This window comes from Variovorax sp. efr-133-TYG-130, assembly GCF_030208835.1.
Lineage (GTDB): Bacteria > Pseudomonadota > Gammaproteobacteria > Burkholderiales > Burkholderiaceae_C > Variovorax.
Map to the genome: position 1 here is coordinate 377,251 of NZ_JARVTD010000010.1, position 13,944 is coordinate 391,194.

Annotated in this window: 17 protein-coding genes; 3 read left to right on the forward strand and 14 right to left on the reverse strand. The window is 66.7% G+C overall.

The genetic code is table 11. From position 1 onward, the window contains the following. The 10 genes from rpoE to QRN67_RS13240 all read right to left on the reverse strand — a co-directional run bounded on the left by rpoE (position 1) and on the right by QRN67_RS13240 (position 7,681). Positions 1-675 (reverse strand): RNA polymerase sigma factor RpoE, encoded by a 675-nt coding sequence (rpoE, locus tag QRN67_RS13195; protein ID WP_081271200.1) that lies wholly within the window; start codon positions 673-675, stop codon positions 1-3. Between the two features lie 10 nt (positions 676-685). After that, positions 686-1,168, reverse strand: coding sequence for a hypothetical protein (locus QRN67_RS13200; protein WP_285412111.1), 483 nt, complete (start codon positions 1,166-1,168; stop codon positions 686-688). A 13-nt stretch (positions 1,169-1,181) separates the two neighbouring features. Beyond that, on the reverse strand, positions 1,182-2,426 hold the full coding sequence (gene fabF, locus QRN67_RS13205; protein ID WP_081271202.1) for a beta-ketoacyl-ACP synthase II: 1,245 nt from the start codon (positions 2,424-2,426) through the stop codon (positions 1,182-1,184). A 99-nt stretch (positions 2,427-2,525) separates the two neighbouring features. After that, positions 2,526-2,765 carry an acyl carrier protein gene (acpP, locus tag QRN67_RS13210; RefSeq protein WP_007830471.1) on the reverse strand — a complete coding sequence of 80 codons (240 nt, stop codon included), beginning with the start codon at positions 2,763-2,765 and terminating at the stop codon, positions 2,526-2,528. Positions 2,766-2,864: 99 nt separating this feature from the next. Continuing rightward, on the reverse strand, positions 2,865-3,608 hold the full coding sequence (fabG, locus tag QRN67_RS13215; protein WP_081271203.1) for a 3-oxoacyl-ACP reductase FabG: 744 nt from the start codon (positions 3,606-3,608) through the stop codon (positions 2,865-2,867). 28 nt (positions 3,609-3,636) lie between these two features. Continuing rightward, the gene (gene fabD / locus QRN67_RS13220; RefSeq protein WP_106935308.1) at positions 3,637-4,590 is read right to left on the reverse strand and encodes an ACP S-malonyltransferase; all 954 of its coding nucleotides are present in this window, start codon (positions 4,588-4,590) and stop codon (positions 3,637-3,639) included. A gap of 53 nt (positions 4,591-4,643) precedes the next feature. Continuing rightward, positions 4,644-5,624, reverse strand: a complete 981-nt coding sequence (locus QRN67_RS13225; RefSeq protein WP_106935309.1) for a beta-ketoacyl-ACP synthase III — start codon at positions 5,622-5,624, stop codon at positions 4,644-4,646. After that, a complete protein-coding gene (gene plsX, locus QRN67_RS13230) occupies positions 5,624-6,721 on the reverse strand; it encodes a phosphate acyltransferase PlsX (protein WP_081271206.1) in 1,098 nt (365 codons plus the stop codon). Before plsX ends, QRN67_RS13225 begins: the two co-directional genes overlap by 1 nt. A gap of 61 nt (positions 6,722-6,782) precedes the next feature. Further along, entirely contained in the window at positions 6,783-6,965 is a 183-nt protein-coding gene (gene rpmF / locus QRN67_RS13235; RefSeq protein WP_007830466.1) for a 50S ribosomal protein L32, read from the reverse strand. Between the two features lie 146 nt (positions 6,966-7,111). Then, positions 7,112-7,681, reverse strand: a complete 570-nt coding sequence (locus tag QRN67_RS13240; protein ID WP_285412125.1) for a YceD family protein — start codon at positions 7,679-7,681, stop codon at positions 7,112-7,114. A gap of 82 nt (positions 7,682-7,763) precedes the next feature. On the opposite strand from QRN67_RS13240, the gene QRN67_RS13245 reads away from it, so the two are divergent. Genes QRN67_RS13245 through QRN67_RS13255 form a run of 3 tightly spaced genes read left to right on the forward strand, consistent with a single transcriptional unit; the run spans position 7,764 to position 10,257 of the window. Next, on the forward strand, positions 7,764-8,345 hold the full coding sequence (locus QRN67_RS13245) for a Maf family nucleotide pyrophosphatase (RefSeq protein WP_285412126.1): 582 nt from the start codon (positions 7,764-7,766) through the stop codon (positions 8,343-8,345). Further along, positions 8,342-9,103: an SAM-dependent methyltransferase gene (locus QRN67_RS13250; RefSeq protein WP_285412127.1), complete on the forward strand. Its 762-nt coding sequence runs from the start codon at positions 8,342-8,344 to the stop codon at positions 9,101-9,103. The genes QRN67_RS13245 and QRN67_RS13250 overlap by 4 nt, the downstream gene beginning before the upstream one ends. Positions 9,104-9,105: 2 nt before the next feature. Then, complete coding sequence (locus tag QRN67_RS13255; RefSeq protein ID WP_081271210.1) at positions 9,106-10,257, forward strand: MFS transporter; 1,152 nt, start codon at positions 9,106-9,108, stop codon at positions 10,255-10,257. 4 nt (positions 10,258-10,261) lie between these two features. Here the strand turns inward: QRN67_RS13255 and QRN67_RS13260 are convergent, their stop codons facing one another. The 4 genes from QRN67_RS13260 to QRN67_RS13275 are packed head-to-tail and all read right to left on the reverse strand — an operon-like array spanning position 10,262 to position 13,434. After that, positions 10,262-11,278: a S49 family peptidase gene (locus QRN67_RS13260; RefSeq protein ID WP_081271211.1), complete on the reverse strand. Its 1,017-nt coding sequence runs from the start codon at positions 11,276-11,278 to the stop codon at positions 10,262-10,264. Between the two features lies 1 nt (position 11,279). Next, positions 11,280-11,648 carry a Rieske (2Fe-2S) protein gene (locus tag QRN67_RS13265; RefSeq protein WP_285412130.1) on the reverse strand — a complete coding sequence of 123 codons (369 nt, stop codon included), beginning with the start codon at positions 11,646-11,648 and terminating at the stop codon, positions 11,280-11,282. Positions 11,649-11,669: 21 nt separating this feature from the next. After that, on the reverse strand, positions 11,670-12,341 hold the full coding sequence (locus QRN67_RS13270) for an HAD family hydrolase (RefSeq protein ID WP_081271213.1): 672 nt from the start codon (positions 12,339-12,341) through the stop codon (positions 11,670-11,672). Next, positions 12,334-13,434, reverse strand: a complete 1,101-nt coding sequence (locus QRN67_RS13275; RefSeq protein WP_081271215.1) for an RluA family pseudouridine synthase — start codon at positions 13,432-13,434, stop codon at positions 12,334-12,336. The genes QRN67_RS13270 and QRN67_RS13275 overlap by 8 nt, the downstream gene beginning before the upstream one ends. Positions 13,435-13,944 lie beyond the last annotated feature (510 nt).

A 13,944-nucleotide genomic window follows, 5' to 3' on the forward strand; every position in this document is an offset into this window, starting at 1 on the left:
TTACCAACGTTTGCCGGACTGGTTGTCCAGCAGCGGCTTGACCCTGGCCGAAATGGCCTCGCGCGCCCGGAAAATTCGCGAACGCACCGTGCCGATAGGGCAATCCATGACCTCGGCGATCTCTTCGTAACTCATGCCCTCGATTTCGCGCAGCGTGACCGCCTGGCGCAACTCGGCGGGGAGTGCTTCCATGGCAGCTTCGACGGCACTGGCGATTTCGTTCGCCGCCAGGACCGATTCGGGGGTTTCGTCGGTGGTTGGTTCGTTTCCGGGACGGTAAGTTTCATCTTCGTCCTCAGAAGAAGACCTCAGGGCGGCTTCGGAAACGGTCGGGTCGCGCTTCATGTCCACCAGCGCCTTCTTGGCGGTGTTGACGGCGATCCGGTAGAGCCAGGTGTAGAACTGGGCTTCTCCGCGGAACTGATGCAGCGCGCGGTAGGCCCGAATGAAGGTTTCCTGCGCGATGTCCTCGATCAGGTCGACATCGCGCACCATGCGTCCGATCAGGCGCTCGATGCGGCGCTGGTACTTGATGACCAGCAGCTCGAACGCCTTCTGGTCGCCCGCGACCGTGCGCTGGACCAGCTGGAAGTCGACCTCGCCCGGACGCGGCGCTTCCGCGGGCGCGTCGGTCAGCCCGGAATCCGGCGGCACTGGCGGCGGAGAAGTGGTCATCGAGAAAGGTTCAGGGAGCGTCGGCAGGAGCCGTCGCACGCCAGGAGTCGCCCGCTGGCTCCGCGGATGGGGGGCGCGAATATACCGCACGGCGTACGTCGCGCCAGCGCTCCGGCATGGCTCGCTGCTCGATCCAGACCCAGTGGCGGGCGCGGCCCGGCTCGGTGAGCCGCAGCAGCATCAGCGACTGGAAATCGAGCGCCGCCAGCACACGCGCGTTGCGCACGCCGCGCGCCGCATCGGCACTCGACAAGGACCACTGAAGGCCATCGAAATGCAGCACGCCGGCGCCGTCGCGCCGCAGGCCGAAACCCGCCGCGACGCCCGCGAAAACGACACTGAGCACCAGCAGCAACTGGCGCCATCCGGCGCTATCGAACACATAGCAGGACGCGCCCGCGCAGCAGGCGCCCAATGCCCACAGGACGACGAGGATCCGGGTTGCGCCGCGTGAGCGCCCCACCGGGTAGTTCACCGACGGTGCGCTGTGCATGACCGAGCAATGCTCAAGCGCGCTTGAACACCAGCGTGCCGTTGGTGCCCCCGAAGCCGAAGTTGTTCTTGACCGCGACGTCGATCTTCAGATCGCGCGCCTCGTTGGCGCAGTAGTCGAGATCGCACTCCGGATCCTGGTTGAAGATGTTGATGGTCGGCGGGCTCTTCTGCTCGTGCAGCGCCAGGACCGTGAACACCGATTCGATGCCGCCCGCGCCGCCCAGCAAGTGGCCGGTCATGGACTTGGTCGAATTGACGACGAGCTTCTTCGCGTGATCGCCGAAGGCCAGCTTGACCGCATTGGTCTCGTTGACGTCGCCGATCTGCGTCGAAGTGCCGTGTGCATTGAGGTATTGCACCTGGTCCGCATTGACGCCCGCATTCGACAGCGCCATGGCCATCGAACGGCGCGGGCCGTCGACGTCGGGTGCCGTCATGTGATACGCGTCGCCGGTCAGGCCGAAGCCCGCGACTTCCGCGTAGATCTTGGCGCCGCGCGCCTTGGCGTGTTCGTACTCCTCAAGCACCAGCACGCCGGCGCCCTCGCCCAGCACGAAGCCGTCGCGGTCCTTGTCCCACGGACGGGAGGCCGTGGCGGGATCGTCGTTGCGGGTGCTCAGCGCGCGAGGCGCGGTGAAGCCGCCGATGCCGAGCGGGGAGATGGTCGACTCGGCGCCGCCGGCGATCATCACGTCGGCATCGCCGTACTCGATCATGCGGGCCGAGGTGCCGATGGCGTGCAAGCCGGTGGTGCAGGCGGTCACGACGGCGATGTTCGGGCCCTTGAAGCCGTACTTGATCGACACGTGGCCGGAGATCATGTTGATGATCGAAGCAGGCACGAAGAACGGCGAAACGCGGCGCGGGCCGCGGTTCATCAGTTCACCGTGCGTTTCCTCGATCATCGGCAGGCCGCCGATGCCGGAGCCGATGTTGCAGCCGATGCGCACGGCCTCTTCATAGGAAAGCGCGTCGCCGGTCGGCAGTCCGCTGTCCTGCACCGCCTGGATGGCGGCGGCCAGACCCAGATGAATGAAGCGGTCCATGTGACGCGCTTCCTTCTCCGAGATGTATTGGGTGATGTCGAAACCCTTGACTTCACCGGCGAACTTGCAAGCGAAGGCGCTTGCATCGAACGCGGTGATGTTCGCAATGCCCGACTTCCCGGCCAACAGGTTGGCCCAGGATTCGGTTGCGGTGTTTCCGACAGGAGCGATGCAACCGAGCCCGGTCACGACGACGCGGCGTTTGGTCATGCCGGCAAACCTTTCTGGAAGCGCTGAACAGTTGCCTGCCGGCGCGTGCGGTTCAAGTAAAAGCCGCCGGCCGCAGTTGCAATCTTGTCAGCTGGCCGATCAGGCCTTTTGATTCTTGGTGGCGTAGTCGACGGCGTTTTGCACCGTGGTGATCTTCTCGGCGTCTTCGTCGGGAATTTCGATGCCGAATTCGTCTTCGAGTGCCATCACGAGTTCGACCGTGTCGAGAGAGTCGGCGCCGAGGTCGGCCACGAAAGCCTTTTCATTCGTCACTTGGGACTCTTCCACGCCGAGTTGCTCGGCGATGATTTTCTTGACACGTGCTTCGATATCGCTCATTTGGTTCCCTCTGAGGGTTGTAGGTAATCGGTGGATTTTAGCCGGGCGCATTGTGGCATTTGCCGCGCACCCGGTACGGGAAAAGGTTGCGCCTTGCGGCTACATGTGCATGCCGCCGTTGACGTGCAGCTCCTGCCCCGTGACGTAGGACGCCTGGGGCGATGCGAGGTAAGCCACCGCATGCGCGATGTCGGCCGGCTTGCCCAGGTGGCCCAGCGGGATCTGCTGGAGCAGCGCCTGTTGCTGGGCTTCGGGCAGGCTGGCCGTCATGTCGGTTTCGATGAAACCGGGTGCGACGCAGTTGACGGTGATGTTGCGGCTGCCGAGCTCGCGGGCTAGCGCGCGGGTCATGCCCGCGACACCGGCCTTGGCGGCCGCGTAGTTGGCCTGGCCGGCATTGCCGGAGGCGCCGACCACGCTGGTGATGCTGATGATGCGGCCGTAGCGCTGCTTCATCATCGGGCGGATCACGGCGCGCGAGAGCGAGAAGACAGCCTTGAGATTGGTGTCTAGCACCGCGTCCCAGTCGCTGTCCTTCATGCGCATGGCGAGCGTGTCGCGCGTGATGCCGGCGTTGTTGACCAGCACGTGGATCGCGCCGTAGGCCTTGACGATCTCGTCGATCAGGGCCTCGACCGCCGCGCCGTCGTTCACGTCGAGCGCACGGCCGCGGCCGTCATAGGCGCTCAGGGCCGAAGTGATCTTGGCCGCGCCCTCGTCGGTGGTGCCGGTGCCCACGACCTTCAGGCCGCGCTGCGCCAGCTCCAGCGCGATGGCTGCGCCGATGCCGCGCGTCGCGCCGGTGACCAGGGCGACTTGCCCTTCGAATTTGGGAATGCTCATAAGAAAAAGTGTCGGGGCCTTGCGCCGGTCAGCCGGCGAGCGATTGTCGGGTGTCCGCGAGCGTGGCCGGGTCGTACACCGACGCGGCTTCCAGATCGGGGGCGATGCGCTTCACCATGCCGGCCAGCACCTTGCCGGGACCGCACTCGATGATGGCGGCTACACCGCGCAGTTTCAAGGCCTGCACGCTCTCTACCCAGCGAACCGGACCGGCGGCCTGGCGCACCAGGGCGTCGCGGATGCGGTCGGCATCGGTTTCGACGGCGACATCGATGTTGTTCAGCACCGGGATCTGCGGCGCAGCCAGCGTGACGGAGGCCAGTTTCTCGCGCAGCGCCTCGGCGGCAGGCTTCATCAGGCTCGAATGGAACGGTGCCGACACCGGCAACAGCAATGCACGCTTGGCACCGTTGGCCTTGAGCAGTTCGCAGGCCTTGTCGACGGCAGCCTTGCTGCCGGCGATCACTGTCTGCATGGGGTCGTTGAAATTCACCGCCTCGACGATTTCGGCGCTGCCCGCACCGAAACTCGCGGTGGCTTCCGCGCAGCCGGCGACCACCTTGCCGGACTCCATGCCTAGCACAGCAGCCATCGCGCCGACGCCCACCGGCACAGCCTGTTGCATCGCTTGCGCGCGGAAGCGCACCAGCGGCGCGGCTTGCGCCAGCGTCAACACGCCGGAAGCGACCAGCGCCGAGTATTCGCCGAGCGAATGGCCGGCCACCACGGCCGGCGTCGCGCCGCCCTCAGCCAGCCAGGCGCGCCAGGCCGCGACACCCGCGACCAGCATCACGGGCTGGGTATTGGTCGTGAGGGCCAGTTCTTCCTTGGGGCCGTTCTTGATCAGCGCGCCAACGTCTTCGCCCAGCGCCTCGGAAGCTTCGCGCAGGGTTTCGACCACGGCCGGATGATCGCCCCAGCCGTCGAGCATGCCGACAGCCTGCGAGCCCTGACCGGGGAAAACAAAAGCAAAGGATTTCATTGTTTATGCGTTGTCTCGCATTGCAGCCGCCCTCTTGGGGACGGCGCAACACACTACAGGTTCAATAGCACCGCGCCCCAGGTGAAGCCGCCGCCCACGCCTTCGAGCATGAGTGTTTCGCCCTTCTTCACCTTGCCAGAACGCACGGCTTCGTCGAGAGCCAGCGGGATCGACGCGGCAGACGTGTTGCCGTGCTCGTTCACCGTGACGATGAGCTTTTCGCGTGGAAGCTTCAGCTTCCTGGCCGTGCCTTCCATGATGCGGATGTTGGCCTGGTGCGGAATCAGCCAGTCGATGTCGGCGTCGGTCTTGCCGGCCTTCGCTAGCGTGGCGCGCGCAGCCTCTTCGAGCACGCGAACCGCGAGCTTGAAGACGGCCTGGCCGTCCATGTGCAGCAAGGGCGTGCCCAGCACGTTGCCGCCGGACACATGCCCGGGCACGCAAAGGATGCCCACGTGCTTGCCGTCCGCGTGCAGGTCGCTGGCCAGGATGCCCGGCTCCTCGCTCGCCTCGAGCACCACCGCGCCCGCGCCGTCGCCGAACAGCACGCAGGTGGTGCGATCGTTGAAGTCGAGGATGCGGGAGAACACTTCAGCGCCCACCACCAGCGCGCAACGCGCGGTGCCGGTGCGGATCATCGCGTCGGCGACGGTCAGCGCGTAGACGAAGCCGCTGCAGACCGCCTGGACGTCGAACGCCGGGCAGCCGGCAATGCCGAGCTTGTGCTGGAGGATGGCGGCCGACGAAGGAAACACCATGTCGGGCGTCGAGGTCGCGACGATGATCAGGTCGACATCGCTGGCCTTGCGTCCGGCAGCTTCGAGAGCGTGCCGGGCGGCCTCGTAGCCGAGATCGCTGCTCGTGACTTCCGGCGCCGCGAAGTGGCGCGCGTGGATGCCGGTGCGCTCGACGATCCACTGATCGGAGGTTTCGATGCCGCGTGTCGCCAATTCCTTGGCGAGATCGTCATTGGTCACGCGGCGTGGAGGCAGGTAGCTGCCGGTGCCGGTAATGCGTGAGTAAGGGGTCGTCATCAAACGTGAAGGGCCGTCGCGTCGACCGGCGCCGCCGGCTCCTGCCGCGCGAGCAAAGGCGCGGCGTGGGCGATGCGGGCCCGCACGCGATCGAGCAGGTTGTTGCGAGCGGCATCATAAGCGCGATCGAGCGCATGTCCGAAAGCCACTTCATCAGCCGAGCCATGGCTCTTGAAAACCAGGCCACGCAGGCCGAGCAAGGCCGCCCCGTTGTAGCGCCGATGATCCAGACGGCTTTTGAAAGCTTTTAGAACCGGATAGGCAACAATTGCAGCCAGTTTGGTGAAGACGCTCCGCGAGAACTCCACGCGAATGAACTCGCCGATCATCGAAGCCACGCCTTCACTGGCTTTCAACGCCACATTTCCGACAAAACCGTCACAAACGACGATGTCGGTCGTGCCCTTGAAAATATCGTTGCCTTCCACGTTGCCGTAGAAGTTGAGATCTTTGGAGTTGGCAGCCGTACGCAGCAGTTGACTGGCTTTTTTGATTGTTTCGCTGCCCTTGATGGCCTCTTCGCCGATATTGAGCAGGCCGACCGAAGGCGCCTCGTTACCGGTAAGCGCCGACACCAGCGCCGAGCCGAGCACGGCGAACTGAAGGAGGTCCTCGGCGTCGCAGTCGACGTTCGCACCGAGGTCGAGCACGGTCGTTGCGCCGCCCTTGGCGTTCGGCAGTTGCGGCGCAATCGCAGGGCGGTCGATGCCGTCGAGGGTCTTGAGCAGATAGCGCGCAATGGCCATCAATGCACCGGTGTTGCCGGCCGACACGGCAGCCTGGGCAGCACCGTCCTTGACCTGCTGGATCGCCACACGCATCGAAGAATCTTTCTTCTTGCGCAGGGCAATTTCGATCGGGTCGTCCATGCCCACAACTTCGCTGGCTGCAACGATGCGGGCACGCGGATGCGCGGCAAAGCCCGCGAGCGCGGCCGGCGCGCCGACCAGCAGCAGCGAGGCCTCGCTGTGCCGCTCGAGAAATGCGCGGCAGGCCGCGAGCGTGACACGCGGCCCATGGTCACCCCCCATGCAATCCACGGCGAGCGTGATTGCGGCGGGCGCAGCAGTGAATTCGGGAGAAGAAGGCGTAGCCATCAAAACAAAGGCCCGACGCTACGGCAGAAGTAGCTTCGGGCCTTGGCCTTGGGATGCGAGATCAGGCTTCGGACTTGTTCTTGAGCACCTGGCGGCCACGGTAGAAACCGTTGGGGCTGATGTGGTGGCGCAGGTGCGTTTCGCCGGTGGTCGGCTCCACGGCGATGCCGGGCACGACCAGCGCATTGTGGGAACGGTGCATGCCGCGCTTGGAAGGCGACTTCTTGTTTTGCTGGACGGCCATGATGGCTCCTGGACTGTTAGGTGAGTGATGGGATGCGGGCTCAAGCGGTGGCAATGAGAAAGGATGGCTGGCATCCCTGGATCTGCATTGCTGCTCACGGCGGCGCGCGCGAAGCCCATGATTATAGCCCAGCCTGAGGAAAAGGGCTACCTGCCCTCTTCCGACCCGTCTTCCGGCTTGCGCGAACGCAACGCTCCGAGCACCGCGAACGGGTTCGGCTTGGCTTCTTCGGCCGCCTTGAAGTCGTCGTCGCTGGAGGAAAGCTGGACGGGCGTGGGGCAGACGTCATGCACGGGCGTGACGGGAATGTCCATGAGCAGTTCGTCTTCGATCAGGGCATGGAGGTCGAAATCGCGGCTCACGACGAGCAGGTCTTCCTCCGATTCCTCGTCTTCCGCCTCGGCCGTGGCCTCGTCGGCCACGAAACGGAACCAGCGATCGACCGTCAATGGCGTCTCGACCGGCGACAGGCAGCGCTGGCAAACCAGCGGGACCGTGGCCTCGGCATCCAGGTGCAGCCAGGGAACGGCCTTGCCGTCGGCGCCGGGGCGCTCTTCCCCGGTGGCTCTCCAATCGACCACCGCATCGGGCGCGGGAACCGCCAGCTCGGCGGTCAGGCGCAGGTAGTTGGGAACCGGGTCGGCGGCTTCCAGGGTGGCGGCGGCCGCGGCAAAGGCGGGCACGTTGAGCCGTTCGGGGGCAAATTCTCTCTTCATCTTCGCCAGTCTAGCGCGCCAGAAGTTTCACCGGCATGGTGCATGCCTGGGGATTCCATGCGACTCACGCACAATCGTCCCCATGCAACGCCCTGTGATTCTTGCCTCGACCTCGCGCTACCGCCGCGAACTGCTCACCCGCCTGCGACTGCCTTTCGAAGTGCAGTCCCCTGAAGTCGACGAAACGCCGTTGCCCGGCGAAACGCCACATGCCCTGGCCATCCGCTTGGCGCTCGAAAAAGCCGACGCCGTCGCTGCCCGCTTTCCCGAAGCCGTGGTCATCGGCTCCGACCAGGTGGCCGATCTCGGCGGCGAAGCGCTTGGCAAGCCCGGCGACCACCAGCGCGCCACGGCGCAACTGCGCCGCATGCGCGGCCAGACGCTGATCTTCCAGACCGCGGTGGCGGTGGTGTGCCGCGCCACCGGCTTCGTCCAGCGCGACATCGCCCCCGTGCGCGTGGTGTTCCGAGACCTCAGCGACGCCGCCATCGAGCAATACCTGCTGGCCGAACAACCCTACGACTGCGCCGGCAGCGCCAAGAGCGAAGGCCTGGGCATCGCGCTGCTGGATGCCATAAACAGCGACGACCCGACCGCGCTGGTCGGCCTGCCGCTGATCCGCACCTGCCGCATGCTGCGCGCCGCGGGGGTCGAACTCCTGTGACGCACGGCAAGCTCTACCTCGTTCCCGCGCCGCTCGATTTCGGCTGCGACACCCAGGCGCCACTGCAGGACGCCCTGCCCCTGGGCACGCTGCAGGCCGCCGCCGGCATCACCCACTGGATCTGCGAGAACGCGAAGTCCGCGCGCGCCTACCTGAAGCGCATCGACGCGGTCACGCCGCTGGCCGCGCCGCTGCAGGCGCAGAACATCCAGGAACTGCCGCGCGAGGTGCACAAGAAGGGCGACCACGCCGGGCAGTTCGACGCCCGCCCCCTGCTCGCCGCCGCACTGGAAGGCCACGATATCGGCCTGCTCAGCGAAGCCGGCATGCCGGCGGTGGCCGACCCCGGTTCCTCGGTGGCGCGCGCCGCGCACGACCTGGGTCTCAGCGTCGTTCCGCTGACCGGCCCGGTCTCGCTGCTGCTCGCACTGGCGGCGAGCGGGCTCAATGGCCAGAACTTCGCCTTCGTCGGCTACCTGCCGCAGGACGCGGGCGAGCGCCAGACGCGCATCCGCGAACTCGAGGCGCTGGCGCTCAAGTCGGGCCAGACGCAGCTCTTCATCGAAACGCCCTATCGCAATGCCGCCCTGCTGCAGGCGCTGATACAGACGCTCCAGCACAACACCCGCCTCGCGGTGGCGCGCGGCCTCACGCTGGCAACGGCTCATGTGCGCAGCGAAACAGTGAAATCCTGGCGCGCCAAGCCGCAGCCCACCACAGACGAACGCCTGCCCGCCGTGTTCGCGATCGGGCGCTGACCATGGTGGCCATCACCGCCGCCACGCGCTGGGCATCGCGCGCGCAATTCTTTTCCGCCGGTTTCATCTTCGCGACCTGGGGCGTGCACGTGCCCACGGTCAAGGCGCACTACGGCATCGACGAAGCGCAACTCGGCCTCGCCATGCTCGCAGCCGGTGCCGGCGCGATGGTCGGCCTGACCAGCGCGGGCCGCTGGATCGGCCGCTACGGCCCGCGCCGCATGGCCGGCGTCTGCGGCTGCATCTATGCGCTGCTGCTGGCCGGGCTGATCGCGATGCCGGGCTATGTGGCGCTGCTGGGCCTGCTGGCGGCCTTCGGCCTCGTGACCAGCGTGTTCGATGTCTCGATCAATACCGAGGCCGCGCAGCTCGAACTGCACGGCGGCACGCCGTTGATGAGCGGCATGCACGGCATGTTCAGCCTGGGCGGCATGGCCGGCGCCGCGAGCGGCAGCGCGGCGCTCGCCGCCGGGCTGGGCGCGCAGGCGCACTTGCTGCTGGTTGCGGCGGCGATGGTGCTGCTCGTGGCCGTGGCCTCGCGGCGCATGCTGCCGCGCCCCGCCACCAGCGGCGCGAGCGGGGCCGACCACGGATTCCTGATGCCGCGCGGCACGCTGGCGGTGCTGGGCGTGCTCGCCGCGCTGGGACTGATCGCCGAAGGCGCCATCTACGACTGGAGCGTGCTCTATATGCAGCAGGAGATCGGCAGCCCGCAGCAGCAGGCCGCGCTGGCCTATGCGAGCTTCTCGGCGGCGATGGCGGCAGCGCGCTTCGGCGGGGACGCGATGCGCGCCCGATTCGCGCCGGCCACGCTGCTGCTGGGCAGCGGCCTGCTCGCCGCGGCTGCCATGACGCTGGTGCTCGTCACCGACATGCCCTGGCTGGCCCTGGTGGGTTTCGCCGGCGTGGGGGTCGGCTTCGCGAACGTGGTGCCGATCCTGTTCTCGGCTTCCGCGAACGTGCCGGGCATCGAGCCCGCGCGCGGCATTGCGTCGGTCTCGGCCGTGGCCTATCTGGGGTTCATGGCAGGCCCCGCTGTGATCGGCCTGCTGGCGCGGGCGACCTCGCTGACCGCCGCGCTCTATGTGGTCGTGGCCTTCGCCGTGGCGCTGGCAGCGTCCGCGCGCCACACCGCCAGCGGCGAAAGCAAATAGAAGCTCAGCGCAGTGCCGGCGCCGTGTGCATCAGGCGCACGGTGGTTTCGGCCATCGAGGCGCCGAACTTCTTGGCCAGCTTCTCGGCCACGTTGTCGCGCCGGGTGTAGTCGATCACCTCGTCGGCCTTGATGACTTCGCGCGCCACGTAGTCGACGTTGCCCAGCTGGTCGGCCAGGCCGTATTCGACGGCCTGCTCGCCGCTCCAGAACAGGCCGCTGAACAGGCCCGGGGTGTCGAGCTTCAGGCGGTCGCCACGGCCGGTCTTGACCACGTTGATGAACTGCGCGTGGATCTGGTTCAGCATGGTCTGCGCATGGGCGCGCTGCGCGTCGCTCATGGGGCTGAACGGGTCGAGGAAGCCCTTGTTCTCGCCGGCCGTCAGCAGGCGGCGCTCGACGCCGACCTTTTCCATCACGCCCGTGAAGCCGAAGCCGTCCATCAGTACGCCGATGCTGCCCACGATGCTGGCCTTGTCGACGTAGATCTTGTCGGTGGCGGCGGCGATGTAGTAGGCGGCCGACGCGCAGGTCTCCTCGACCACGGCATAGACCGGCTTCTTGTACTTGGCCTTCAGGCGCTTGATCTCGTCGTTGATGATGCCGGCCTGCACCGGGCTGCCGCCGGGCGAGTTGATCAGCAGGATCACGCCCTTGGCGCCCTCGTCCTCGAAAGCGGTCTTCATGGCGGCGACCACGAACTCGGCGCTGGCGTCGCCGCCGTTGGCGATCTCGCCCTTGATCTCGACGACCGCCGTGTGGGCCGTGGTCTTGGCGGTGCTGGGCGCGCTGCGCGACAGCGCCAGCCAGGCCAGGAAGATGAAGAAGGCCAGCCACGACAGCCGCACGAAGGTTTTCCAGCGCCGCGTGGCCTTCTGTTCGTTCAGGGAGGCGAAGGCGAGTTTTTCGAGCGTTGCGCGCTCCCATCCGGGGCGCTGCGTGGGATCTTTGGCCATGTTGGTGGGGGTGGCCGGCTCAAATGGCTCGAACCCTGCGGGTTCTGTTCGGTTCGGGTCGGTCATGTCAGAAAGTCAGGGGGTGGAGGTTCCAGTCAGTATGCCAGTGCACTACGCCGTCATGCTCGCTGAGTGCGATCTTCACGAGGCCGCCGCGGCACGGGCCGCCCGCGCATTCGCCGGTGTCGGGCCGGTAGACGGCGCCGTGCGTGGCGCACAGCAGCCACTGCCCGGTATCGTCGAAGAAGCGGTCGGGCTGGAAGTCCATCTCCATCGCCACGTGGCTGCACCGGTTGAGAAACGCATGCGGCCGCCCCTCGAAACGAACCGCGAAGGCCCGGCAGGTTTCGCCGCCATGAATCACGTCGAAAGGCACCGCGAGGCCGCCCTCGACCAGGTCCGAGGCGTTGCAAAGCGGGATGCGTTCTTCACTCATGGAAGCACTCCAGATTGTTGTTCAGGCGTTGCCCAGGAGCCACGCTTCGAGGTCTGCCACCGAGTGCGCGACGTGCAGCGGCTTGAATTCGTCGAAGCTGGCGGGCTCGTGGGCGCCGTAGCTCACGCCCACGCTGGCGCAGCCGGCGTTCTGCGCCAGCTGCAGGTCGTGCGTGGTGTCGCCGATCATCAGGGTGCGCTCGGGCGTGACGTCGAGTTCTTCCATCAGCTCCAGCAGCATGCGCGGGTGCGGCTTGCCGAAGGTTTCGTCGGCGGTGCGTGAGGCTTCGAAGCGGTCACGCAGCGCGACCGACTTCAGCGCCTCGTTCAGGCCGCGGCGCGACTTGCCGGTGGCCACGGCCAGCTTGTGGCCGCGCGCGCGCAATGCATCGAGCATCTGCAGCACGCCGTCGAACAGCACCAGGTCGTCCTGGTGCTGCAGGTAGTGATAGCGGTAGCGCGCTCCCAGCTCGGGATATTTTTCCTTCGGCACGTCGGGCGCCGCGCGAGCCAGCGCCTCGGCCAGCCCCAGGCCGATGACCCAGGCGGCGTCGTTCTCGCTCGGCTTGGCGCCGCCGACGTCGATCACCGCCGCCTGGATGCAGCGCACGATCAGGCGCGTGGAGTCGTAGAGGGTGCCGTCCCAGTCGAAGGCGATCAGGTCGAAACGGGGAGGTCGGGAAGCGTCAGTCATGGGCCGTGGGAGTGGGGTGTTGGGCCATCGCCTCGAGGGCGGCGGGCGGCATCAGCATATTGAGCTCGGGCGGCAGGCCGGCCTGCAGCGCCACGCGTTCTCCGCTGGCCGGATGGTTGAATTGCAGGCGCCAGGCATGCAGGAACATGCGCTTGAGGCCGAGTTTCTGCAGTGCGCGCTGGCGGTCGGATTCGCCGTACTTGTCGTCGCCGGCAATCGGATGGCCCGCCGACGCGAGGTGCACGCGGATCTGGTGGGTGCGCCCGGTCTTGATGGTCACAGCCAGCAATGACACCGGCGCGGCGTCGCCCGGCAGCGTGAGCCGCGCCAGCACGCGCACCAGCGTCACGGCGCGCATCGCGTCCGGATGGTCCTTGGCGACCACGCGCACCCGGCGCTCGCCGGCACCGGCGCCCGAACCGTCGGGCAGCAGGTATTTGGCAAGCGGCGCGTCGAGCACCTTCCTGTTCGCGGGCCAGTCGCCCTCGACCAGCGCCAGGTAGGTCTTGCCGGTCTCGCGCTCGCGGAACTGGTCCTGCAAGGCGACCAGCGCGCTGCGCTTCTTGGCGACCAGCAGGATGCCGGAGGTTTCGCGGTCGAGCCGGTGCACCAATTCCAGGAATTTGGCGCCCGGCCGCGCCGTGCGCAGTTGCTCGATCACGCCGAAGCTCACGCCGCTGCCGCCGTGCACGGCCACGCCGGCCGGCTTGTCGATGGCCAGCACGGCGTCGTCTTCCAGCAGCACCGGGAACTCGCGCGCCGGCGCTGGCGGGGCCGCGCCCTCTTCCGCGCGCGCGGAAATCCGGATCGGCGGCAGCCGCAGCACGTCGCCGGCCTCGATGCGGGTCTCGGCCTGCACACGGCCCTTGTTGATGCGCACCTCACCCGAACGGATGATCCGGTAGACATGCGTCTTGGGCACGCCTTTCAGATGGCGGAACAGGAAATTGTCGAGCCGCTGCCCGGCGGATTCGGCATCGACCGTGAGGAATTTGATGGCGGCATTGGGCGCCGCGGACTCGTCGGAGGCTTTTTGGCCTGCGGGATTTGGAGCAGCCGCGGGGCTCTGCTTCGCACCTATAATGTTTTTCACCAGCGCGGTCATGTAAGTGCTTGATTAGACAGAAGTTTAGTCCACTGCCATCAAATACCCAGGGCGGCGCTGTGAGGTCGATGCCGCTTTGGCGCCGAGCTGCAAACCCCGCGCAATTGCGCAAAGTGGCAGGCCCGGCACCCGAGTCAAGCCGACACCCACGAAACACCGATACGGAATACCCAGCCTGCAGCTGACCAAGCTGCCGGCGGATCGAAGCGAGTCCCTTGTTGTGTTGATGCTGCTGATTCAAATGTGCCTGCACTGGCTGATGCCAGTGGCCTCAGGCATTGGATCGCCCGCAGCGCGCGCCACCATTGCGCAACCGGCTATCAAAAAGATAGCCACTCAACACCGAATCTGGCTCGCGCCCATCCACGCGCCCCCACCCCGACTGTCTTCTTGAGCTAGCGCTCGAGAGGCCTGCTCGCGCCTGGCGCGGCAGTGAACAGCATTCGGGGCCGAAGCGGCAATTCCCTGGTTTCGCGGGCGTCGTCCGTGCATCGTTGG